Consider the following 22,931-nt stretch of genomic DNA (forward strand, 5'->3'; position numbering starts at 1 on the left):
ATCATTCCCGCGGCGCGCCCGCGGGTACGGCCTCGAGCACCCGCGACGGGCGCCCTCCGAGCAGGCCCTCGTAGCCGTCCAGGCGCGGACCCAGCTGCAGGCCGTGCTCGTCGATGTCGAACAGGCGCAGGTCGTGCGAGTGCGCGCTGCCGCGTACCTTGACCACCGCGAGCACGCGCTCCAGGCGACTTTCCACCTCGATGTAGCGCTGCACGATGATCGCGTCGGTGAGGAACGCCGTGCCATAGGGACTGAAGCTGAGCTGGTTGTAGCGGTCCTCGAGCTCGGAGGTCATCAGTACCGTGGCGCCGGTATCGGCAAGCGCCGAGACCAGTCGCGCCAGCGACTCGCGGAAATCTTCGCGGAATGTGGGGGCGAGCGCGAGTTCGAAGCCCGACAGCGAGTCGATGACCACGCGCGTCGCCTTGAGCCGCTGCACTTCGTCGATCAGCAGCATGGCGATCTCGTCGACCGACAGCGTGGTCGCCCGGGAGTCGATCACGCCGACACGGCCATCCTCGATCAGGCCCGAGATCACCGCCCCGCGCGACTGCCGCGAACGCTGCTCGAAGGCGGCGATGACGCCGGTCTCGCCCCGGCGCGCGCCCTCGGCCAGGAACGCCGCGGCGAGGATGCTCTTGCCCGAGCCCGAGGGCCCGGCGACCAGCATTGAATACCCGCGCGGCAGTCCGCCGCCGAGCATCTCGTCCAGGCCGGGCACGCCCACGCTGAGGCGGTCCTGCAGCGGCGGGATCGTGCTGGCAACCGCGGTCGGCGCGACCCGTGGCGGTGGAAACGCCTGCAGCCCGGCCTGGGTGATGCGGAACGTGTGCAGCCCGGGCAAGGTCGGCTGCCCGCGCATCTTCACGATTTCGAGCTTGCGCACCACCGAGTTGCGCTGCGCGCTCTGGCGCAGCCAGATCAGGCCGTCGGCCACGGTGAAGATCGGGTTGGGGTCGTTGTCGCTGAAGTACTCGCCGAGCAGGAACGTCGTGGCCTCCCAGCTGGTCAGCAGGATGCCCAGCTGCTGGATGAATTCCTGCAGCGACAGGAACGTGTCGCCCTTGCCCTGGCTTGCGAGGATCACCGAGCGGAACGAGTCCACGAACACGAAGCCGGGGGCGTGGGTCCGAACCTCCTCGACGATGCGCGCCAGCACCTTGTCGAGGTCGCCGTTGGCGGTGTCGTCGGCAAGGTTGATGAAGCGGATCGACGAGTTGATCCGCTCCGCATCGAAGAATTCGAACTGCTGCTGGTAGCGCAGCATCTTCAGCGCCGGCTCGCCGAGCACGGTGAAATACAGGGCCGGCCGTTCCGGCGTGGCCATCGCGAACATCAGCTGGTGCGCGAGCGTGGTCTTGCCCGCGCCCGGCGATCCGGCGATGAGGTTGAAGGAGAATTCGGGGATGCCGCCGCCGAGGATGTCGTCGAGGCCTTTCACGCCGGTGGCCAGGCGTCGGATGGTGGCGATCTGGCTGTTCATCGGGCAGTGTCCTGTCGGGTGGTGCCGGCGGACGGGACGTCCCATATCGGCTGCAGCAAGCGCTCGGTGAGCGATGCGCCAATCAAGGTGACCAGCAGGCGGTCGAAGGTTTCAAAGAGGGTGGTGATTGCCGCGATCGCGTCGTCCACCGCGTGCTCGGACGCCACGCGGGCGAGCGAGGAGAAGACCGCCGGCTCGCCGTCCAGGCCTGACGCCTGCGCGAGCCAGAGGTGTTGCCTTGCGGCGAGGTGCAGGGCGCGTTCGTACAGCGCGGACATGCCGCGCTGGCCGATGATGGGCACAAGCGCGCGCGCCACGTCGGTCCACAGGGCCTCCGTGCGCGCCGCCAGGGCGTCCATGCCGCTGCCCTCGGCCGCGATGCGGCGAAGGACGCTGTCCACCTGGTGCACCTGGGGTTGCATCTACCGCCCGGAGTCCCGCGCATGCGGCTAGTTGCATCCTACGCTTTCGCGTCCGGCGGCGTGGATCGCGGCGTCTCGCGGGTCGCGCATGCCGGCCTACCCGGCCTCATCCTCCAGCACGCCGAGCAGCTGATGGATGCGATACGGCTTGGGCAGGAAGCGGGTGCCTTCCGGAATCGGAGGCAGCTGCGAACGCTGATAGCCGGACACCAGCACGAGCCTGGCCTGGGGCTGCACCTTGGCGGCCTCCGCGGCCACTTCGAGGCCCGAGACGCCGTGCGGCATGCTGACGTCGGTGATCACGTGGTCGAAGCGCGCGTCGCCGTTGAGCTCCGCGATCGCCTCAAGGCCATTGGACGCCGTGGTGACGTCATAGCCGAGGTCGGAAAGCGCATCGCAGATCAGGAAGCGGAGGTCGTCCTCGTCCTCGACGAGCAACAGGCGGGAAGAAGGCATCAAGGGTTCTCGCAGGCGGGCAGGTAAATGGCGACGGTGGTGCCGCCGCCAGGGGTGCTGGTCAATTCGGTGAAGCCACCGGACTGGGACGCGAAGCCGAACACCTGGCTCAATCCCAGGCCACTGCCGCGGCCGACGTCCTTGGTGGTGAAGAAGGGCTCGAACACACGCGACTGGTCATCCGGCGCGATGCCGCAGCCGTTGTCGCACACCTCCGTGCAGACGAACAGCCGCTCGTCCCCGGCCGGCTCCGCGGGCAGCCGTACGCGCCGGGCCGAGGTCGAAACGCGGATGCGCCCACCGCGGGGCATGGCATCCCGGCTGTTGCTCACCAGGTTGAGGATCGATGCTTCGAACTGTCCGCGGTCTATCTCCACCTTCGGCAGGCCAGGTGCCAGCTCGAAGCCGAGGTCCACAAGCTCGGTGGCGGCGCGCGCCAGGAGCTCGCGGTTGGCGACGAGCAGCGCGTTGATGTCGAGTGACTCGGCCACCAGCGCCTGGCCGCGCCCGAACGTCAGCAGTTGCCGGGTGAGCAGCACGCCGCGGTCCGCGGCGCGCATGGCCGTCTCCAGCACGCGCGTGGTCCTCGGGTCATCCGTGCGCCCGCCGATGACGTCCAGGCTGTTGATGACCACGGTCAGCAGGTTGTTGAAGTCGTGCGCCAGGCCGAGGGTGAGCAGGCCGATGGCCTCAAGCTTCTGCGACTGGTACAGCGCCTGCTGCGCAGCCTGCAGGCGTTGCTCGGACTCGAACCGTTCGCTGATGTCGCGGGTGATCTTGGCGAAGCCGATGAGCGCGTCGCCGCTCCAGATCGGATCGATCACCACGCTTGCCATGAAGTGCGTGCCATCACGTCGCACCCGCCAGCCGTCGGCGGAAAATCGCCCTTCCGCGGCCGCGGTGTGCAGGTTGCGTTGTGGCACGCCCGCGCGCGCTTCCTCCTCGGTGTAGAACCGGCTGAAGTGCGTGCCGATGACCTGTTCCGGCTGGTATCCCTTGATGCGGATGCCGCCGGGATTCCACGTGCGCACGTATCCCTCCGCGTCCAGCATGTAGATCGCGTAGTCGGTGACTGAATTCACCAGCAGTGCAAACTGGCGTGGCTCGTCGGCAAGGTCGACTGGCGGTGCTGGCATGAGGCTCGGCGGCATGGGTTCTCCCTGGACGCGTACATTAGTGGTCACCCCGTCAACGCCCCGTCACACCTGCGGGGTCGCGGGTCACGCGGTGTTGATCGCCATTGCCGGAAGGTGGAGCCACCTTTCGAATGGAGCTCCACATGACCCTGGTCCCCGCAGACACCCTGGTGGTCGTCGCCGACGGAGAAGGCGCGCGCGTATTCCGCAACCGCGGCGATGAGCGCGCGCCAGCGCTGCAGCAGTTCGACGTGATGGAACTGATGAACATGGACGACGACGGACCGTCCGGCAGCATGCCCAACGAGTCGACCGCCAGCCAGGTCGACGAGGCCACGTTCAGCAAGCAACTGGCCCTGGCCCTCAACGAGGGCGCGCTGAAACAGCAGTACGAGCACCTGGTGCTGATCGCGGATCCCACGACGCTCGGGCGCATCAGGCCGCTGCTCCACAAGGAAGTCCAGCAGCGCCTCATCGCCGAGATCGGCAAGACGCTCACCAATGCGCCGCTGGAAGACATCGAGCGCGCGCTGAAGGCGCAGTAAGGGGTCAGCGCGTGGCGTGGAGCCCGAAGGCGTGGCAGGTATCGAGCTCTGCCACGACATGCGCGGCATGGCGCAGCGCTCGCGTGCGCTGCTCGCGCCATTCGGGCAGCACGCTGCCGTCAGGGCCGATGCCGATGCCCGCTTCCCAGTAGGCGATGTGGGTCGCGCCTTCCACGCCACCGCCGAAGTGTTCGCCAACGCCGGCAGCCGCGTCCAGCGCGCGCTGCCAGCCGTTGCCGGTGGCGAGCGCGAGCAGCATGCCGGCGGCGCGGGCATCCAGGGGACGATAGGTGGCGACGCGCAGCCTGCCGTCGCTGCGCGGCGCGATCGCCGCGAGCAGTGACGCGCCGCGCTGCACGGTGATGATCGCGCGATCCAGGTCCACCGGGCCGAATTCGAGCCACCAGTTCTCTCGCGCCACGCTGCCCACGTCAGATGCGTCGGACGCTGCGAGCAGTTCGGCGAGCCGTGCCATCGCGGGTTCCAGGCGCTGGTGGTTGGCATTGCCGTCGGCCGCGCGCAGCTGCAGCCCGTGCAGCATGTCCGCCAGTGGGAGCGCACCATCGTTGGCGACGGCCGCCTGGAACGCAGGCAGCGCGACCGGATAGGGGATTGCGGGAAGGCCGAGGCCGCTGAGTGCCTCGGCCCGGGGGTGGAGTTCGATCATCGGTTGCATGCGCCCATTGTCGGCGGCGCCGTCGCACACGGTGTGACTGGCCGATGACCCCTTCGTGCGATGGCGCGCACTGCGCAGCGCGCACCGCGCTCCGCGCACGAAGATGCGGACCAGTACGGATGCCCTTGACCTGCATCAGGGTTGCGCCCGGCGTGGCACGGATAATGGCCACCATCATGAAACGTCGTGCAGTGCAGCGTTGGATGGCCCGGTTCGGACTGGCGGCAATGCTGCTCTTGCTGCTGGTGCCCACCGCGGGACGCCTGCTGCAAGTGGCGCTTCCCGACGACAGCGCGCATGCCGCGCACCACGCCGCGCACGATGCGCATCACCGCGCCGCCGGCGCGCGGCACCACGACCGCGACGCGTCCGATCTCCCCGTGGTCGCGGGCCAGGACTGCCACTACTGTGCGCTGCTGGCTTCCGCCGCGGCCATCGCGGGCCCGGGGCTGTCGCCGGTTGCCAACGCGGCACCCGCTTCCTTCCAGGGGCGCACCGGGTTCCGCCTGCCTTGGCTGCACCCCAACGGGCTCGGCTCACGCGGACCGCCGCTCCACGGCTGATTGTCGCCCACGCGCGCCGGCCTCCGCCGCCTCACGCACCTGAAGCCCTTTCTCTCCATGGAATCCCGCCATGACGATCCCCTGTTGCCCGTTGATCCGACCCTGCTGCCTGTTCGTGGCCATGGCCGCCGCGCTCGCCAGTCCCGCGCTGCTTGCAGGTCCCGACCAGTCAGCGGAAACCCCGCGCACGGTGGATTTCGACGCCGTGGTCGTCACCGCCGCCGCGCCGGTGTCCGTGCTGACCTATGAAACCGATCCCGGCATCCCACGCCAGCCGATCCCGGCCAGCGACGGCGCCGACTACCTCAAGACCATTCCCGGCTTCACCGCGGTGCGCAACGGCGGCAGCAACGGCGACCCGGTGCTGCGCGGCATGTTCGGTTCGCGCCTGAACCTCCTGACCAACGACGGTGCGATGCACGGCGCGTGCCCGTCGCGGATGGACAACGCGATGTCGTATATCGCGCCCGACACCTACGACCGGCTGGTGGTCACCAAGGGTCCACAGACCGTGCTCTGGGGTCCGGGCGCGTCCGCCGGCACGGTGCGCTTCGAACGCGACCGCGAGCACTTCAGCGACCCGGCACTCAAGGTCTCCGCCAGCACGCTCGGCGGCAGCTTCGGGCGCAACGACCAGGTGCTGGACGCCCTCTACGGCGCAAGCCCCGGCTACGCGCGGCTGACCGCCAACCGTTCCGAGTCGGGCGATTACGAGGATGGCAGCGGGCGTACGGTCGGCTCGGCGTGGAAAAAATGGAACACCGACGTCGCATTCGGCTGGACGCCGGACGAGGACACGCTGCTGGAACTCGGCGTGGGCACGGGTGACGGCCAGGCACGCTATGCCACGCGCGGCATGGATGGCGCCAGCTTCCGGCGCAGCAACTACAACCTGCGCTTCGAGAAGGACAACCCCGGCGAGCGCCTGGCGCGGCTGGAGGCGACCGCGTACCACAACGTCGCCGACCACGTGATGGACAACTACAGCCTGCGCGACCCTAACCCCGCAGGCCCCATGCCCATGGCGATGGCGTCCAACGTGGAACGCAGCACCGACGGTGGGCGTGCGGCCGCGACCTGGCGCGGGGATGGCTTCGAACTGGTGACCGGCCTGGACCTGCAGCGCAGCCGCCACCGGCGCCGCAGCGCGATGGGGCGGGGGGCGTATGCCGCGCGGCCGTGGATCATCGACGCGCGGTTCGAGGGCCTGGGCGCGTTTGCCGAAGGCACACGCTTCCGCGGCGACAACAGCCGCTGGGTGGGCGGCGCGCGCATCGACCGCTCCGAAGCGAGCGACGCACGCCGCACGATGTCGGGCGGGCACGGCGGCGTGGCGATGCCCAACCCCACTGCGGGCATGACACGCAGCGAGACGCTCAAGGCCGGCTTCCTCCGCTTCGAACACGGCCTCGTCGACGCGCCCGTGACGTGGTTCGCCGGGCTCGGCCACACCGAACGCATGCCCGACTACTGGGAGCTGTTCTCCGCCGACCTGGGCCCGATGGGCGCAGCCAACGCCTTTGCCGGCGTGGATACCGAGAAGACCACCCAGCTCGACGCCGGCCTGCAGTACCGGAGCAAGGTACTGCATGCCTGGGTGTCTGCGTACGCCGGGCGCGTCGACGACTTCATCCAGTTCCGTTACCTCAGCGGCGGCATGCACGACGGCATGAGTCGGGTGTCCAATATCGCGGCCGACATCCGCGGCGCGGAGCTGGGCGTGGAGTATCGGCCGCTGGCGGACTGGACGTTCGGCGGCAGCCTCGCGTATGCGCGCGGCGAGCACCGCGACAGTGGCCGCCCGCTGCCGCAGATGCCGCCGCTGGAGGCGCGCGCCAGCGTGGCCTGGGACAACGGCACATGGTCGGCCGGCGCGCTGCTGCGGGCGGTGGATGGCCAGGACCGCGTGGCACCGGGCTACGGCAACGTGGTCGGGCAGGACTTCGAGGCCAGCAGCGGCTTCGCCACGCTCGCGCTCAATGCCGGCTACCGGTTCAACGCCAGCCTGCAGCTGACCGCCGGCGTGGACAACGCCTTCGATCGCGCCTACAGCGAACACCTGAACCTCGCCGGCAATGCCGACTTCGGCTACCCGGCGGATCCGGTGCGCATCAACGAGCCAGGGCGGACCGCGTGGGTGCGGGTGGATTACCGCTACTAGGGGACGATTCCGATGGTTTCCATACGCAAGCGCACTGACGTTTCCTGACCGCAGTCAGCGAGACATCCGTGCAGTAAGGCAAACTACGTGGTTTCCCCATACGGTCCAGTCCATGTCACGGCCTGCTTCACTCGATAAATCCCAGTTGCTCGAATGCGCCCGCGGTGAAATGTTCGGCCCCGGCAACGCGCGCCTGCCCTCGCCGCCAATGCTGATGTTCGACCGCATCACCCATATCAGCGATACCGGCGGTGGCTTCGGCAAGGGCCAGATCGTCGCGGAGCTCGACATCAGCCCGGACCTCTGGTTCTTCGCCTGCCATTTCGAAGGCGACCCGGTCATGCCGGGCTGCCTGGGCCTGGATGCCATGTGGCAGCTGGCCGGCTTCTTCCTGCCGTGGCTGGGCGAGCCCGGCCGCGGGCGTGCGCTTGGCGTCGGCGGTGTGAAGTTCACCGGCCAGGTGCTGCCCGCCGCCAAGGTGGTGCGTTACGAAATCGACGTGAAGCGGGTCATGCGTGGCCGCCTGGCGCTGGTCATCGCCGATGGCCGCACCTATGTGGATGACCGCCTGATCTATGAAGCCGACGGCCTGCGCGTCGGCCTGTTCCAGTCCGTGGAGGGTTTCTGATGAAGCGCGTGGTTGTCACCGGAATGGGCATCGTGTCGCCACTCGGCAACGACACGGCGACGGTTGCGTCCGCCCTGCGCGAGGGCCGCAGCGGCCTGCACGTGGTGCCGGAGCAGGTCGAGCTCGGCCTGCGCAGCCACGTTGCCGGCACCTGCACGATCGACCTGGAGGCCGCGATCGACCGCAAGCTGCGGCGCTTCATGGGCGACGCGGCGGCATATTCGTACGTGGCCATGCGCGATGCGATCGCCGATGCCGGCCTGTCGGACGAGGCGGTGCGCGATCCGCGCGCCGGCCTGATCGCGGGCTCGGGCGGCGGTTCGCCGCAGTGGCAGATCGAAACCGGCGACCTGCTGCGCACCAAGGGCGTGCGCAAGATCGGCCCGTACATGGTGCCGCGCACGATGTGCTCGACGGTATCGGCCAACCTGGCCACGGCGTTCGGCATCCGCGGCGTGAGCTACTCGCTGTCGGCGGCATGCGCGACCTCCGCGCACTGCATCGGTGCGGCGGCCGACATGATCCGCCACGGTGTGCAGGACGTCGTGTTCGCCGGCGGCGGCGAGGAGCTGCACTGGGGCATGACCAGCCAGTTCGATGCGATGGGCGCGCTGTCCACGCACCACAACGAGACGCCCGAACAGGCGTCGCGTCCGTACGACGAGGCGCGCGACGGCTTCGTCATCGGTTCGGGCGCCGGCATGCTGGTGCTCGAGGATCATGACCATGCGGTGGCGCGCGGAGCGCGGATCCTCGCGGAGCTGGTCGGCTACGGCGTGACCTCCGACGGCGCCGACATGGTGGCGCCGAATGGCGAGGGCGCTGCGCGCTGCATGCGCATGGCGATGGCGGGCTTCGACGGGCAGGGCGTGGGGCCGATCGACTACCTCAACACGCACGGCACATCGACGCCGCTGGGCGACATCGTGGAGCTCGAGGCGGTGCGCGCGGCATTCGGCGACGCCATTCCGCCGCTGTCGTCCACCAAGGCCCTGACGGGGCATTCGCTCGGCGCGGCCAGCGTGCACGAGGCGATCTACAGCCTGCTCATGTTGCAGGAGGGCTTCGTGGCGGCTTCGGCCAACATCACGTCGCTCGATCCGCGCGCCGAGGGCTATCCGATCATCCGCGAAACCCGCGATGCGGCGCTGCGCACGGTGATGTCGAACAGCTTCGGCTTTGGTGGCACCAACGCGACGCTGGTGTTCCGCTCGCCCTGATTGGCCGAGGCCTTCGCTTGATAGAGGCGGAGGGTGTACGGGTACCCAGCCGGCTGTCCCCGCTGCATGGGTCATGGCCGGGTCGGGAGGTGGACGGGTACTGCGCGACGGTCCGGCAGCGCGGGCCCTTCAGGCCGGCTGCGTACCCGTACACCCTCCGCTGCCACCGGCGCTGCGGCTTGAGGGAAAGCGTCGCGCTGGCCGGCTTTTCCTGGCGGCCGCCAGAAGCGCGCCATGGCGGGTTGGTGGGTGCGCAGTGGGCATAAAGATCCCCCGCCACGGTCTGCCACCAGGAAACACCCCACGATCACAGAAGCGGGGGTCAGCCCACGGAGTACCCACCAACCCGACAGCCCGCCAGCCTCCGGCTCTGAACCCCCAGCCAGCGAGCAATCACGCCACCCGGAACCTGGACTGCCGCGTCACGCTTGGTGAGACGATCCACCTGCATGCTCGGCGCATGGGCCTGTTCGCCTCTCCCCCGCAGGTACTGGTTGACGACGCCGAAGGCGGCATCCGCTACTGGCCGGACTTCGTGCCCCCGGATCTCGCCGATGCCTGGTTCGAAGCCCTGCAGCGCGAGGCCGACTGGCACAGCGAGCGCCGCCCGATGTACGACCGCATCGTCGACGTCCCGCGGCTGCTCGCCTCCTACCGCACCGACGCCTTGCCGCCGGTGTTGCCGCTGGCGGAGATCCTTGCGCGCGTCGAGGTCGAGGTGCCGGCGCCGTATACCGGCGTGGGCCTCAACCTCTACCGCGACGGCAATGACAGCGTCGCGATGCACAACGACAAGCTGCACACCCTGGTGCCCTCGCACCCGATCGCCCTGGTGTCGCTGGGAGACCCGCGGCGCATGCGCATCCGCGCCAAGGCGGGCCGGCGCGAAGGACTCACCGTGGAGCTCCACCACGGCAGCTTGCTGGCGATGAGCCACGCATCGCAGGTGAGCCACGAGCACGGCATCCCCAAGACGGCGCGCCCGGTGGGGGCGCGCATCAGCGTGGTGTTTCGCGTGAGGCCGCGCTGATGGCCGGCCGCTGCCACCTGTATGTGTTTCCCTGCCACTGGGAGGACCAGTGCAAGCTTGGATTTTCTCGCGATCCCCTTGCCCGCCTGCGGCAGTTGCACCGGCGCTGGTTCGAGTTCTTCGATCTCGACCGCGGCTGGCTGGTCGAGACCGAGACCGTGCGTGACGCGCGCGACCTGGAGCTGGCATTGCGCCGGCGACTCGTCGACCACAACGCGGCGGCGCCCCTGACCGCGCGGCACCAGGCGGGTGGTCATACCGAGTGGTACCGCGGCGCGGGCGCGCAGCTGGACGTGGCGGTGGCCGCGCTGGCCGCGGACGGCTTCACGGTGCATGCCTTGCGCCCGTGGTTGCGCGAGGCGCTGATCGCACGCAGCGACCAGCTGCACGACTGGGCCGCCGCACAGCTGTCGGTGGACGAACTTGATGGCCTCACCGGATCCACGCCGGCACAGGCGCAGGCCCGGGACGTGCTGGATGCCTACACGGCGCTCGGGATCGATGTCACGCCGCTGCTGCCGGCGCAGGTCGAGCGCTGGTACCGGCGCGGCTGACGTCGCGCGCCGTCAGAGTGCCGCGGCCGGTGCGGACGGCGTGGCCTGCCGGGCCATGCACGCGCGGACGCCCTGCACCTCGGCCTCGAGCACATGCGGCAGCGGTGGCAGTGCCGGCGTGGCGTGGCCTGCGGTCACAGCGACCGCGAGCGTGGCGAGCGCGGCACGCAGCCGTGCTTCGCCACCGCCATCGAACATCGCGGCGGCCGACTCGGCGGCCGCTGCCCCACCCAGCCGCTCCAGCGCCCAGCACGCCGACAGCGCGCGGTAGGCGAGGCGCTCGGTGGCGGCCACCGTCGGCCAGGCCTCGTCGGCGGCACGGCGCTGGAGTCGCGAGCTTGCCAGGCCCTGCTCGTGCGCGCGCACCACGGCAAAGCTGGCCTGCAGCACCTGGTCGCGCGCCCGGCGTGCCGCGGGCGTGGTGACCGCACCGCTGGCGAGGATCGGGATCAACGCTTCTATCGCGCGCAGCACGGCGGCGACGCGCGCGGGGATGGCGGTGCTGGCGGCCTGCGGCGGCAGCACGCGGAACACGGCCAGGGCGACCGCGCAGCCGGCCAGGGTGTCCACGCCGCGGGCCAGCAGGTAGCTGTCGATGGCCTCCACGGGGCGGCCGCCGCTGGCGATGGTGAGTGCCGCTGCGGTGATGAACACCACCGCCAGCGCGTAGTTGCGCATCACCACCATCTCGATGGTGAACTGCAGCGCCATCACCGCCAGCACCAGCCAGAGTCCCTGAGGGTTCAGCCAGAGCAGAACGCCGGCGAGCAGGAGGCCGATCCAGGTGCCCAGCAGGCGCTCGAGGCTGCGCTGCAGCATGCGCAGCCAGTCGAAGCCCTGATGGAGCATTAGCACCGCGGCCGCCACTGCCCAGTAGGCACGCTCGAAGGCGAACCACGCGCCCAGCGTGCCGGCGAACACCGCCGCAATGCCGACGCGCAGCACGATGCGCTGCGCGTCCGAGCCGGGTGCCAGTGCCTCGCGGAGCCGCGACGACGCGCGCGGATGGCCGAGCGGCACGGCGTCGTGCGCGGTCACCTCCACGGCGTCCAGGCCTGCCATGGCGTCCCGCAGTGCGCTGGTGCGCACCATCAGGTCCGTGTCCGGGACCTGCCCGCGACTGGCGGCCCCCATCGCTTCGGCGAAGCACAGGTGCAGTTCGCGGTTGACGGTGCGCAGCCGCCCGAGCGTGGCGCTGCCGCGCGCCTGGACGGGCTGCTGGTCGACCAGCACCGACCACGCGTTCTGCAGCACGAAGGCGACCTGCTGCCGCGCCGAGGACTCGCCGGGCGTGCCGATGCCGGCCAGGTACGCGGCCACCGCCTTGCCTGCCGCGGCCACGGCCTTGCGCTCCGGCCCGCGGAAATCGAACAGCGCGCCCGACATGTGCACCACCCAGGCGAACAGCCCGCCGCTGCCCACCAGCAGCCCGGCAGTGAGCGGCGTCAGGTGCCCGGCAGGCATGGACGTCGCCGCGGCGCAGGCCAGCGCGAACATGTAGGCACCGGGCGGGCCGATGCGCAGCGCGTTGCCGATCCAGGTGGCGGCCATCGCCACCAGCGCCACCACCGCGACCACAGGCGCGATGTCGGGTGCCGCCCACAGACCGAGGCAGGTCGCGAGCGCGAACGCCACGGCGATCGACGCCAGCTGCGCGGCACGGTGCAGGTAGGCGCGACCGTCGCCGTACAGCGCGGTGAATCCGCCAATCGAGGCCATGAGGCCCGCGGATGTGTCGCCTGCAATCCAGCCGACCAGGATCGGCGCGCCCATGCAGCCGGCCGCACGCAGGGCGAAGCGCACGCGGTCGGGCGGGGCCGGTCGGATTTCGGACATGCCGCGCAGCAGGCTGGCAAGAATGGGCGCGGCCACGGCCTCGGGTTCCCGGAAGACGTTCCATTCTAGGCATCCGCGTTGCGAAGCAACCTGGCGCATGCGCGGATTGCGGCGTGGCGACGCCATGCGCGATGATCGGGTCAACCAACCGACGGAGTGGATGCGATGAAGCAGGCATCACCGCAGCAGCGGGGCCGGTCCTGATGGCGCTGGACATGATTCCGGTCTGGAAGCAGGTCACGCCGGCGCTGGCGTCGGAACTGATCGCGTTCTGGGCGCGCAACAACGCGATCCCGGACCCGACCAAGGCCGCCGAGCGCGCCACCCAGGCGGTGCTGGTGGGCCGCGACGGGGACGGCGGGATCTGGAGCGTCGGCACCGCGGTGCTTGGCATCGTGCCGTCGTTCGGCCAGCCCACCTACCTGTACCGGCAGTTCTTCGCGCCCTCGCACCGCGGCATGAAGCTGACCATGCCGTTCCTGGTGCGTGCGCGCGACACGCTCGAGGCGTACAACGCGTCGCTGCCGCAGCCCGAATCGGTTGGCGTGATGATCGAACTGCAGAACGATGCGATGAGCGTCCGTTACCAGGACATGTACGAGGCGGAGGCGGGTGCGCATTTCATCGGCTGGTCGCCGCGCGGCAGGCAACTGCGCATGCTGTATTTCAAGGGCGCGAGGATCATGGTGCAGCCGCAGGTGGCGCACATCCGCAACGCTTGAGCGAGGGCCGCCGGCCGCCCGCCGCCTTCAGGCCGGCGGGGCCAGCAGTTCGACTGCGCGGTCCACTTCTGCGCGCGACGATGGACGCACCACGCGCGCGACCTCCTCGCCGTCGCGCAGCAGCACCAGCGTCGGCCACAGCTTGATGCGGAACGAGCGGCCGAGAGGGCGACCGCTGCCGTCCTCGACCTTGATGTGGCGCAGGTCCGGATGCGCGGCGAGCGCGGCCTCGATCGCCGGCTGCGCCCCCTGGCAGAACCCGCACCAGTCGGTGCCGAACTCGAGGACCGTCGCGCCGGGAAGCGCGTCGACCTCCTCGCGGGTCATGCCCTCGGGCGCGTAGCCGGAGACGTAGGCCATGCTCAGGCCAGGGTCCGCACGTTCGGCTCGCGCGCCCATTGCCGCGTGCTGGCGGCATCGATGAACCCCTTGCTGTCGGCGGCGTCCACCGTGCCGGCATCCTTGCCGACGTTGCCGGCCTTCAGCAACGGCGCCGCGCCGGCATCCGAAGCGATCGCCTTGAGGTGCACCCAGGCGTTGGCGACGAAGTCGACGGCGGCGGATTCCTTCGCGAGCTTCCTGCCGGCGTCGGCGGACAGCAGCACGGCGACGGCGTCGAACAGCTGCGACGGCGTGCCGGCAAGCTGGCCGTCGGCCGGCTGTTTGCTGCCGTCGGAGAGCACCGCGCCGCCGAGCTTGGGCGCGATGAGCGTGACCGTGGCGCCGGCGGATTCCGCGGCCTTGCGCAGCGCCTTCAACGCCGCGCCATCGCTGCCGTCATCGATGAGGATGCCGACGGCGCGGTGCTGCAGGGTGTGCTTCATGCGGCCGATGATGCGCACCTCCGGCGCCGGAGGCATGTCGCGCGGCGGCACCGCGGCGTCGGGCGCGGGTGGAAGCGTGTCGAGTCCCATCCCATCGGCCACGCGCTGTGCCAGCGATTCATCGATGTGGCGCAGGTGGCCGACCATGCGCTCGCGCACCTTGGGCGTCTCCACCTTGGACAGTTCGAACACCAGCGCCGACGCCAGGTGCGCCTGCTCCGGCGCCTCGAGGCTGCGGAAGAACATCCGCGCCTGGCTGTAGTGGTCGGCGAAGCTTTCCGCGCGGATGCGGCCCTTGGCGCCGTCATCGGGCGGCGTGGCATGGCTGCGGAACCCGGCCTCGGCATCGGCGCGCGGGCTGTCGTCCTGCAGCGAGCTGGGCTCGTAGTTCACGCGGCCCTTGTGCACCTGCATCTGCATGTGGCCATCGCGCTGGTGGTTGGCGAACGGGCACTTGGGCTGGTTGATGGGGATCTGGTGGAAGTTCGGCCCGCCAAGGCGGATCAGCTGGGTGTCGAGGTAGGAGAACAGCCGGCCCTGCAGCAGCGGGTCGTTGCTGAAGTCGATGCCGGGCACGATGTTGGTCGGGCAGAACGCCACCTGTTCGGTCTCGGCGAAGAAGTTGTCCGGCCAGCGGTCGAGCACCATGCGGCCGACGATCTGCACCGGCACCAGGGCCTCGGGGATGATCTTGGTGGGGTCGAGGTGGTCGAACGGGAACGCCTCGGCTTCGGCTTCGGTGAACAGCTGCACGCCGAACTCCCATTCGGGATAGTTGCCGGCGGTGATGTTCTCGAACAGGTCGCGGCGGTGGTAGTCGTTGTCGGCGGCCTGCAGCTTCAGCGCCTCGTCCCACACGGTCGACTGGATGCCGAGCTTCGGCCGCCAGTGGAACTTGACGAACGTGCTGTTGCCGGCCTCGTCGAGCAGGCGGAAGCTGTGCACGCCGAAGCCTTCGATGGTGCGCAGCGAACGCGGGATGGTGCGGTCGCTCATCGCCCACATGATCATGTGCATCGATTCCGGCGTGAGCGTGATGAAGTCCCAGAACGTGTCGTGCGCGCTTGCCGCCTGCGGGAAGGCGCGGTCTGGCTCCATCTTCACCGAGTGCACCACGTCCGGGAACTTCATCGCGTCCTGGATGAAGAACACCGGGATGTTGTTGCCGACCAGGTCGAAGTTGCCTTCGGAGGTGTAGAACTTGACCGCGAAACCGCGCACGTCGCGCGGCGTGTCGACCGAGCCGGCGCCGCCGGCCACGGTGGAGAAGCGGGTGAACACCGGCGTGCGGGTGCCGACCTCGGTGAACAGCTTCGCGCGGCTGTACTTCGCGAGCGATTCCGTCAGTTCGAAGTAGCCGTGTGCGGCGGAACCACGCGCGTGCACGATGCGCTCGGGAATGCGCTCATGGTCGAAGTGGGTGATCTTCTCGCGCAGGATGAAGTCTTCCAGCAGCGTCGGGCCCTTGGGCGTCGCGCGCAGCGAATTCTGGTTGTCGGCAATCACCAGCCCCTGGTTGGTGGTGAGCTGCGGACGCGGGCCCCCGGCCTGCTGCTGCAGTTCGTCGCCGTGGCCGCGCGGAGCGTCGGCATCGGGATCGGCGCCGGCGCGGCGGCCGATGCTGCCGGCCGGCTTGGGGTCCGGCGCCTTCGGCGCGGTCGGGGGCTGCCTGCCGGGGGGCGTGGCGGTCGGCGTCTTGGGTCTGGCCATGGGGCGTTCCGGGGGCGGGTCGGAACGCCATGGTCCGCCTTGGGATGTAAAGCCCACGTGGGGGTGGCGGACCGCGCGCGGCTACCGGGGCGTCCCGGCCAGCGGTTCCCCGCGGCGCAGCAGTCGCAGGCCGAACCAGTCGAGCGGGTCGTTCCAGCGTTCGACGACGCGCAAGCCGGCCTCGCGGACCAGCGCGTCGAAGCGTGCATCGCTGTACTTCTGGCTCTGCTCGACGTGCATCTGCTCGCCGGCCGCGAACGCGAAGCGCTGGCCGTCCACGGTGACCGCCTGCGCGCGCAGGCTTTCCAGCGTCGTCATGATGCGGCCTTCGTTGCGCAGGTAGCGCGCGCGATGCGCAAACCCGTCGGGCGCGAAGTCGCTGCCGATGTCGCGGTTGAGGCGCGCCAGCAGGTTGAGGGTGAACGCGGCGGTCACCCCGGCCGCGTCGTTGTACGCGGCTTCGATCACGGCCGGATCCTTCTCCAGGTCGATGCCGACCAGGGCGCCGCCACGTTCCCCCATGGTGTCGCGCATCGCCGCGAGCAGCCGCACGGACTCGGCGCGGTCGAAGTTGCCGAGCGTCGAGCCGGGGAAGAACACCAGCGCATGATCAGCCGCGCGCGACGGCGCGGGCAGCGGCACCGGGCAGGTGAAGTCGGCCAGTACCGGCAGCACCTCGACATCGCCGAACTCGCGGTCCAGGCGGTCGGCGCTGGCGGTGAGCGCCGAGCGCGAGATCTCGATCGGCGTGTAGGCGACCGGATCGTCGAGCGCATCCAGCAGCAGGCGCGTCTTGCGGCCGCTGCCGCTGCCGTACTCGACCACGTGCGCGCGCGGGCCGACCGCGGCGGCGATCTGCGCGCCGCGTGCCTCCAGCAGGGCCAGTTCAATGCGCGTGGGGTAGTACTCGGGCTGGCGGGTGATGGCCTCGAACAGCTCCGACCCGCGCCGGTCGTAGAAATACTTCGAGGGCAGCCGCTTCGGCGTCGCCGACAGCCCGCGCAGCACATCGCCGGTGATGTCGTCGGGCGTGGGATGCAGGTCGGTGATCGGCAGGTCGCTGTTCACGCGCGGTCCCTGGCCAGGCGCACGCCGCTGAACTGCCAGCGCGCGGAGGGCGCGAAGAAATTGCGATAGCTGGCGCGGGCGTGGTCTCGCGGCGTGGCGCAACTGCCGCCGCGCAGTACCAGCTGTCCGCTCATGAACTTGCCGTTGTACTCGCCCAGCGTGCCGGGCAGCGGACGGAAGCCGGGGTAGGGCGCATAGGCACTCGACGTCCATTCCCAGGTGCCGCCGAACAGGCCATGTGGGCCGTCGCCGGCGGCGGCCTGCGCGCGCGGCTGGAATACGCCGCCATCGGCGAAGTCGCCTTCTACGGGGCGGCCGGCAGCGGCCAGCTCCCATTCGGCTTCGGTGGGCAGGCGCGCCCCCGCCCAGCGGGCGAACGCGTCCGCCTCGTAGTGCGACAGGTGGCAGGCCGGTGCATGCGGATCGCGTTCGCGCCAGCCGGCGAGCGTGAACTCGCGCACCCCGTCGGCGTGCCAGTACAGCGGGCGCTGCCAGCCTTCGCGCGCGGCCAGGTCCCAGCCGTCGCTGAGCCACAGCGTGGGCGTGGCGTAGCCGGCGTCGTCCACGAACGCGGCGAATTCGGCGTTGGTCGCCGCCCGGCTGGCCAGCGCGTGCGCGGGCACCAGCGCGCGGTGGCGCGGTGTTTCGTTGTCGAAGGCGAAGGCGCCGCCCGGCCACGGCGCGGCGCCTAGCTCGGTGAGCGTTTCATCGCGCGCAAGCCAGCGCAGCCCCGGTTCCGCCGCAGCGGGTGCGCCGGGCACGGACGCGTCGGCATCGGGGGGGTGGTAGGCGGGGGCCAGCGGATTGCTCCAGAACGCGTGCTTGATGTCGGTCAGCAGCAGCTCCTGGTGCTGCTGTTCGTGGTGCGTGCCGAGCAGCAGCACGTCGCGCGCGCCGGCATCCAGGCCACCGGCATCCAGCAGGGCCAGGACACGGTCATCGACCGCGTCGCGCCACGCCAGCACCTCGGCCAGCGTGGGGCGCGACACCAGCCCCCGGCTGGCGCGCGGATGGCGTTCGCCTGCGCCGACGTAGTAGCTGTTGAACAGGTAGTCCCAGCCCGCGGGAATGGGCGGCTCGCCAAGCCTGCCCAGCACGAAGCGTGCGAAGAACCAGGTGGTGTGGGCGAGGTGCCATTTGGCCGGGCTGGCGTCGGCCATGCACTGCAGCTGCGCGTCCTCGGCCGAAAGCGGTGCGGCCAGCGCGCGCGTGCGCGCGCGGACCGTGGCGAAACGCGCGCGGAGGTCCGGCGTGGTGCCATCAATGGCGGCCGGCGGAGCTGCGATGGATGCCTGGAGGGAGGGCATGCGCGCAGCCTAGCGCCACGCATGTGAAGCGTGGTGTATGGCCGCGTGTCCCGGACGCCGCGGCGGCAGGACCGCCGCGGCCGTCCGGCGTCACACCACGTCGGGCTCGCTGAACGCCTCCGGCTCGTCTTCCGCCGAACCGATCGGGATGCAGCTGCAGAACACGTTCTTGTCGCCGTGCACGTTGTCCACGCGCGCCACCGGCGGCCAGTATTTCTGCTGGCGCAGGCTGGGCAGCGGGAACACCGCCAGCTCGCGCGGATAGGCGTGCGTCCACTCGCTGGCGCTGGCCTGGGCGGCGGTGTGCGGCGCGTTGAGCAGGGGATTGTCCTCGCGGTCCAGCGTGCCGTTCTCGATCGCGCGGATCTCGTCGCGGATCTGGATCATGGCGTCGATGAAGCGGTCGAGCTCGTGCATCGACTCGCTCTCGGTCGGCTCGACCATCAGCGTGCCCGAGACCGGGAAGCTCAGCGTGGGCGCGTGGAAGCCGAAGTCGATCAGGCGCTTGGCAACGTCCTCGGCGCCGATGCCGGTGGCGTCCTTCAGCGGGCGCAGGTCGAGGATGCATTCGTGCGCCACCAGGCCGTTGCGGCCGGTGTACAGCGTGGGGTAGTGCGGCTCCAGCCGCTTGGCCACGTAGTTGGCGTTGAGCAGCGCGACCTGGGTGGCGCGGCGCAGGCCGTCGGCGCCCATCATCGCGATGTACATCCAGCTGATCGGCAGGATGGAGGCCGAGCCATGCGTGGCGGCGGAGACCATGCCGCCGGTCGCCGTGGCGCCGGCATCCGCGTTGAACGCGCGCGGCAGGAACGGCGCAAGGTGCGACTTGACCGCGCACGGACCGACGCCGGGACCGCCACCGCCGTGCGGGATGCAGAAGGTCTTGTGCAGGTTGAGGTGGCTGACGTCCGAGCCCCACTTGCCGGGCCTGGCCACGCCGACCAGCGCGTTCATGTTGGCGCCGTCGGTGTACACCTGGCCACCGTGGTGGTGGACGATCTCGCAGATCTCGACCACGTCCTCCTCGAACACGCCGTGCGTGGACGGGTAGGTGATCATGATCGCGGCCAGGCGGTCGGCGTACTTTTCGGCCTTGGCGCGGATGTCGTCGACGTCGACGTTGCCGTCCTTGTCGCAGCGCGTCACGACCACGGTCATGCCGACCATCTGCGCCGACGCCGGGTTGGTGCCATGCGCGGACTCGGGGATCAGGCAGATGTCACGGTGGCCCTCGCCGCGCGACTGCTGGTAGGCGCGGATCGCCAGCAGCCCGGCGAACTCGCCCTGCGCGCCGGAGTTGGGCTGGAAGCTGACCGCGTCGTAGCCGGTGATCTCCACCAGCATCGCTTCCAGGCCGGTGATCAGCTCGTCGTAGCCCTGGGTCTGGTCGGCCGGCGCCAGCGGGTGGATGTCGGCGAACTCCGGCCAGGTGATCGGGATCATCTCGGCGGTGGCGTTGAGCTTCATGGTGCAGGAGCCCAGCGGGATCATGGTGCGATCCATGGCCAGGTCCTTGTCGGCCAGCGCGCGCATGTAGCGCAGCATCTCGTGCTCGCTGTGGTGGGTGTTGAACACCGGGTGCGCCATGAACGCGGTGTCGCGCGCGAGACCCGCGGGCAGGGCGTCGGCGGTGGCGGCGTCGAGCGCATCGATGTCGTCGACCGTCGCGCCAAACAGCGCGGCCAGCGCGGCCACGTCTTCGCGGGTGGTGGTCTCGTCGAGGCTGATGCCGACGCTGCCGGCATCGAGCGCGCGCAGGTTGATGCGCGCCTCGCGGGCGCGGTCGTGCACGGCCGCGGCATCGATGCCGCTGACATGCAGGGTGTCGAAGAATTCCCCGCCGACGGTGGCGCCGGCACCACGCAGCACGTCGGCCAGGATCGCGGCCAGGCGGTGCACGCGGCGGGCGATGCGGGTCAGGCCTTCGGGGCCGTGGTAGACGGCGTACATCGAGGCCATCACCGCCAGCAGCACCTGCGCGGTGCAGATGTTCGAGGTCGCCTTCTCGCGGCGGATGTGCTGCTCGCGGGTCTGCAGGGTGAGGCGGTACGCGGGGTTGCCTTCGGCGTCCACCGACACGCCGATCAGGCGGCCGGGCATGGAGCGCTTGAACGCGTCGCGGCACGCCATGTAGCCGGCATGCGGGCCGCCGAAGCCGAAGGGCACGCCGAAGCGCTGGCTGTTGCCGACCACGATGTCGGCGCCCCAGGTGCCGGGCGCGGCGATCAGGGTCAACGCCAGCAGGTCGGCCGCCACCGCCACCACGCCGTTGCGCGCGTGCACGGCGTCGGCCACCGCGCCGTGGTCGCCGATGCGGCCGAAGGTGTCGGGGTACTGCAGCAGCACGCCGTAACTGTCGACGGTGGCGGCGTCGGCATCGTCACCGACGTGGAGCTCGATGCCGAGGCCGTCGGCGCGCGTGCGCAGCACTTCCAGGGTCTGCGGGTGCACGTGCTGCGAGACGAAGAACACGTTCGACTTCGACTTGGACATACGCTTGGCCAGCGTCATCGCCTCGGCGGCGGCGGTGGCCTCGTCGAGCAGCGAGGCGTTGGCGATCTCCATGCCGGTCAGGTCGGCGAGCATGGTCTGGAAGTTGATCAGCGCTTCCATGCGGCCCTGCGAGATCTCCGCCTGGTAGGGCGTGTACGCGGTGTACCAGGCCGGGTTTTCCAGGATGTTGCGCAGGATGACGTTCGGCGTGTGCGTGCCGTAGTAGCCCTGGCCGATGAAACTGCGGAACACCTGGTTGCGGTCGGCGATGGCGCGGATGCGCGCCAGCGCGTCGACCTCGGTCATCGACGGCGAAAGCGCCAGGCCCTGCCCGGAGCGGATCGAGCCCGGCACGATGGCGTCGGTCAGCGACTCCAGCGAGGCATGGCCGACCACGCGCAGCATCTGCGCGACCTCGGCGTCGTTGGGGCCGATGTGGCGCGACACGAACGCGTCGTGGTGCTCTAGCGAGCGCAGGGAGTTGTCTGGGGTCATGGCGGGCCTCTGGCGGACGCGAAGGGACGGCGTGCGGCTGCACGCGTAAGCCCCTCTGTCCTTTTGCCTGAGAGTTCAGGGCGGGCCATGCCCACCCAATGCACCTTCGGCGCCGGATCCAACCGGTCTCTCCAGAGTGTTTCCCACCGGCGGTACGGGAGCCTGAGCGATTACGGGCGTTTGCGCCTTCGGCAGCGGACCGAGGTCCGCTTCTCCCACCGGCTGGTTGCAGCAGGGCGATTATAGGCGGATTGCCGCGGCGGCAGGCGCGCGGTTGCTATCCTGCGCAGCCCACGCCGGATCCCCCTGAATGACCGTCCCACATCCGGGCGCGCGCCGTTGATGGCCGCCCGAGAACCCCGCCTGTCTCCCCGAGGCCTGGCCCCGCTGCTCGCCGGCCTGGCGATGTTCGGGCCGTTCTCGATCGACGCGATCTTCCCGGCCTTCCCGGCCATGGGCGCGTCGCTGGGCGCCGACAAGCTGGCGATGCAGCAGACCATCAGCGTCTACCTGGTGGCCTATGCGCTGATGAGCCTGGTGCACGGCCCGATGTCGGACGCCTTCGGCCGGCGGCGGGTGATCCTGGGCGGGCTGGTGGTGTTCATCGCGGCCTCGGTGGGCTGCGCCATGGCCGACGACCTGGCGAACATGCTGGCGTTCCGGGCGCTGCAGGGACTGTCCGCGGGCGTGGGCCTGATCGTGGGGCGCGCGGTGATCCGCGACGTGCTGCAGGGCGACGACGCGCAGCGGCTGATGAGCCAGGTGTCGATGATCTTCGGCATCGCCCCGGCGATCGCGCCGGTGATCGGCGGCTGGATCCTGGGCTGGGGCCACTGGCACGACATCTTCTGGTTCCTGGTCGCGTTCGCGGTGCTGCTGCTGGCTGCGACCTGGATGTGGCTTCCCGAAACCCACCCGCCGCACAACCGCATCGCACCGCTGCCGCGCCGGCTGCTGCGCGACTACGTCGCGATCTTCACCAACGGCCGCTTCCAGCGCCTGGCCGCGGCGGGCGCGCTGAACTTTTCGGCGCTGTTCCTATACATCGCCTCGGCGCCGGCGTTCGTGCTCGACCTGTTGAAGCTCGACGAGCGCAGCTTCGCCTGGTTTTTCGGGCCGATGATCGGCGGCATGATGCTCGGCGCCTTCACCTCGGGGCGCATGGCCGGCCGGGTCACGCCCGCCGTTCAGGTCAACCTTGGATTCGCCTGCTGCGGCATGGCGGCGCTGGGCAACGTGGCCTACAGCCTGCTGGTGGCGGAGCCCACCGTGCCGTGGGCGGTGCTGCCGGCCACACTGAACGCGTTCGGCGTGTCGCTGGTGTTCCCGGTGCTGACGCTTGCGATCCTGGACATGTACCCGCGACAGCGCGGCTCGGCGTCATCGCTGCAGGCCTTCACCAGCCTCTCGCTGAACGCGGCGGTGGCCGGCGTGCTGTCGCCGCTGGTCAGTGGCTCGATGCTGGCGTTGGCGGTGGCGGCGGCCGTGTTCACACTCGCGGGCTGGCTGGTGTGGCGGCTCGAGCGCCACCGCATCAAGCAATTGCCGGCGGGGCACTGCGAGCCGGGCTCGCCGGATCCGGCGGAACACGTCTAGCGCCGC

The 22,931-nt window shown here is 70.1% G+C and carries 20 protein-coding genes and 1 riboswitch; of the genes, 9 read left to right on the top strand and 11 right to left on the bottom strand.

The features are described 5' to 3' along the window. Position 1 precedes the first annotated feature (1 nt). The 4 genes from IDM46_RS04290 to IDM46_RS04305 all read right to left on the bottom strand — a co-directional run bounded on the left by IDM46_RS04290 (position 2) and on the right by IDM46_RS04305 (position 3,512). A complete protein-coding gene (locus tag IDM46_RS04290; protein ID WP_185114902.1) occupies positions 2–1,483 on the bottom strand; it encodes an ATPase domain-containing protein in 1,482 nt (493 codons plus the stop codon). Beyond that, on the bottom strand, positions 1,480–1,884 hold the full coding sequence (locus IDM46_RS04295) for a hypothetical protein (RefSeq protein WP_185114903.1): 405 nt from the start codon (positions 1,882–1,884) through the stop codon (positions 1,480–1,482). Before IDM46_RS04295 ends, IDM46_RS04290 begins: the two co-directional genes overlap by 4 nt. Before the next feature lie 117 nt (positions 1,885–2,001). Next, positions 2,002–2,361, bottom strand: coding sequence for a response regulator (locus tag IDM46_RS04300; protein WP_182822158.1), 360 nt, complete (start codon positions 2,359–2,361; stop codon positions 2,002–2,004). Next, positions 2,361–3,512, bottom strand: coding sequence for a PAS domain-containing sensor histidine kinase (locus tag IDM46_RS04305; RefSeq protein ID WP_185114904.1), 1,152 nt, complete (start codon positions 3,510–3,512; stop codon positions 2,361–2,363). The genes IDM46_RS04300 and IDM46_RS04305 overlap by 1 nt, the downstream gene beginning before the upstream one ends. Before the next feature lie 128 nt (positions 3,513–3,640). On the opposite strand from IDM46_RS04305, the gene IDM46_RS04310 reads away from it, so the two are divergent. Further along, positions 3,641–4,042, top strand: coding sequence for a host attachment family protein (locus IDM46_RS04310; RefSeq protein WP_185114905.1), 402 nt, complete (start codon positions 3,641–3,643; stop codon positions 4,040–4,042). A gap of 4 nt (positions 4,043–4,046) precedes the next feature. On the opposite strand, the gene IDM46_RS04315 is transcribed toward IDM46_RS04310, so the two are convergent. Continuing rightward, on the bottom strand, positions 4,047–4,718 hold the full coding sequence (locus tag IDM46_RS04315) for a hypothetical protein (RefSeq protein ID WP_185114906.1): 672 nt from the start codon (positions 4,716–4,718) through the stop codon (positions 4,047–4,049). A gap of 164 nt (positions 4,719–4,882) precedes the next feature. Here IDM46_RS04315 and IDM46_RS04320 point away from each other — a divergent pair, with 164 nt between their 5' ends. The 6 genes from IDM46_RS04320 to IDM46_RS04345 all read left to right on the top strand — a co-directional run bounded on the left by IDM46_RS04320 (position 4,883) and on the right by IDM46_RS04345 (position 10,874). Continuing rightward, the gene (locus IDM46_RS04320; RefSeq protein WP_185114907.1) at positions 4,883–5,281 is read left to right on the top strand and encodes a DUF2946 family protein; all 399 of its coding nucleotides are present in this window, start codon (positions 4,883–4,885) and stop codon (positions 5,279–5,281) included. Between the two features lie 70 nt (positions 5,282–5,351). Next, positions 5,352–7,442: a TonB-dependent copper receptor gene (locus IDM46_RS04325; protein WP_223878023.1), complete on the top strand. Its 2,091-nt coding sequence runs from the start codon at positions 5,352–5,354 to the stop codon at positions 7,440–7,442. Positions 7,443–7,554: 112 nt separating this feature from the next. Further along, positions 7,555–8,070, top strand: a complete 516-nt coding sequence (gene fabA, locus IDM46_RS04330) for a 3-hydroxyacyl-[acyl-carrier-protein] dehydratase FabA (protein WP_182822129.1) — start codon at positions 7,555–7,557, stop codon at positions 8,068–8,070. Further along, positions 8,070–9,290 carry a beta-ketoacyl-ACP synthase I gene (gene fabB / locus IDM46_RS04335; RefSeq protein ID WP_185114908.1) on the top strand — a complete coding sequence of 407 codons (1,221 nt, stop codon included), beginning with the start codon at positions 8,070–8,072 and terminating at the stop codon, positions 9,288–9,290. Before fabA ends, fabB begins: the two co-directional genes overlap by 1 nt. 460 nt (positions 9,291–9,750) lie before the next feature. Next, positions 9,751–10,320 carry an alpha-ketoglutarate-dependent dioxygenase AlkB gene (locus IDM46_RS04340; RefSeq protein WP_185114909.1) on the top strand — a complete coding sequence of 190 codons (570 nt, stop codon included), beginning with the start codon at positions 9,751–9,753 and terminating at the stop codon, positions 10,318–10,320. Beyond that, on the top strand, positions 10,320–10,874 hold the full coding sequence (locus IDM46_RS04345; protein WP_185114910.1) for a GIY-YIG nuclease family protein: 555 nt from the start codon (positions 10,320–10,322) through the stop codon (positions 10,872–10,874). The genes IDM46_RS04340 and IDM46_RS04345 overlap by 1 nt, the downstream gene beginning before the upstream one ends. Before the next feature lie 12 nt (positions 10,875–10,886). Here the strand turns inward: IDM46_RS04345 and IDM46_RS04350 are convergent, their stop codons facing one another. Next, positions 10,887–12,746, bottom strand: a complete 1,860-nt coding sequence (locus IDM46_RS04350) for an FUSC family protein (RefSeq protein ID WP_185114911.1) — start codon at positions 12,744–12,746, stop codon at positions 10,887–10,889. A gap of 179 nt (positions 12,747–12,925) precedes the next feature. On the opposite strand from IDM46_RS04350, the gene IDM46_RS04355 reads away from it, so the two are divergent. After that, positions 12,926–13,432, top strand: a complete 507-nt coding sequence (locus IDM46_RS04355; RefSeq protein WP_185114912.1) for a hypothetical protein — start codon at positions 12,926–12,928, stop codon at positions 13,430–13,432. A 27-nt stretch (positions 13,433–13,459) separates the two neighbouring features. Here IDM46_RS04355 and IDM46_RS04360 read toward each other — a convergent pair whose 3' ends face one another. The 5 genes from IDM46_RS04360 to gcvP form a co-directional block, all read right to left on the bottom strand. After that, a complete protein-coding gene (locus IDM46_RS04360; RefSeq protein WP_185114913.1) occupies positions 13,460–13,792 on the bottom strand; it encodes a thioredoxin family protein in 333 nt (110 codons plus the stop codon). A gap of 2 nt (positions 13,793–13,794) precedes the next feature. Then, positions 13,795–15,876: a catalase gene (locus IDM46_RS04365; protein WP_343203855.1), complete on the bottom strand. Its 2,082-nt coding sequence runs from the start codon at positions 15,874–15,876 to the stop codon at positions 13,795–13,797. A 171-nt stretch (positions 15,877–16,047) separates the two neighbouring features. After that, positions 16,048–17,073 (bottom strand): L-histidine N(alpha)-methyltransferase, encoded by a 1,026-nt coding sequence (gene egtD, locus IDM46_RS04370; RefSeq protein ID WP_223878053.1) that lies wholly within the window; start codon positions 17,071–17,073, stop codon positions 16,048–16,050. Beyond that, on the bottom strand, positions 17,031–18,341 hold the full coding sequence (gene egtB / locus IDM46_RS13575; protein ID WP_223878024.1) for an ergothioneine biosynthesis protein EgtB: 1,311 nt from the start codon (positions 18,339–18,341) through the stop codon (positions 17,031–17,033). The genes egtD and egtB overlap by 43 nt, the downstream gene beginning before the upstream one ends. A 90-nt stretch (positions 18,342–18,431) precedes the next feature. Further along, positions 18,432–21,329, bottom strand: coding sequence for an aminomethyl-transferring glycine dehydrogenase (gcvP, locus tag IDM46_RS04375; RefSeq protein ID WP_185114916.1), 2,898 nt, complete (start codon positions 21,327–21,329; stop codon positions 18,432–18,434). Positions 21,330–21,374: 45 nt separating this feature from the next. Then, positions 21,375–21,474: riboswitch (glycine riboswitch) on the bottom strand. Positions 21,475–21,671: 197 nt separating this feature from the next. On the opposite strand from gcvP, the gene IDM46_RS04380 reads away from it, so the two are divergent. Continuing rightward, positions 21,672–22,925 (top strand): multidrug effflux MFS transporter, encoded by a 1,254-nt coding sequence (locus tag IDM46_RS04380; protein WP_185114917.1) that lies wholly within the window; start codon positions 21,672–21,674, stop codon positions 22,923–22,925. The last annotated feature ends 6 nt before the right edge of the window (positions 22,926–22,931 follow it).

The sequence above is a fragment of the Luteimonas sp. MC1825 genome (assembly GCF_014764385.1).
GTDB lineage: Bacteria > Pseudomonadota > Gammaproteobacteria > Xanthomonadales > Xanthomonadaceae > Luteimonas.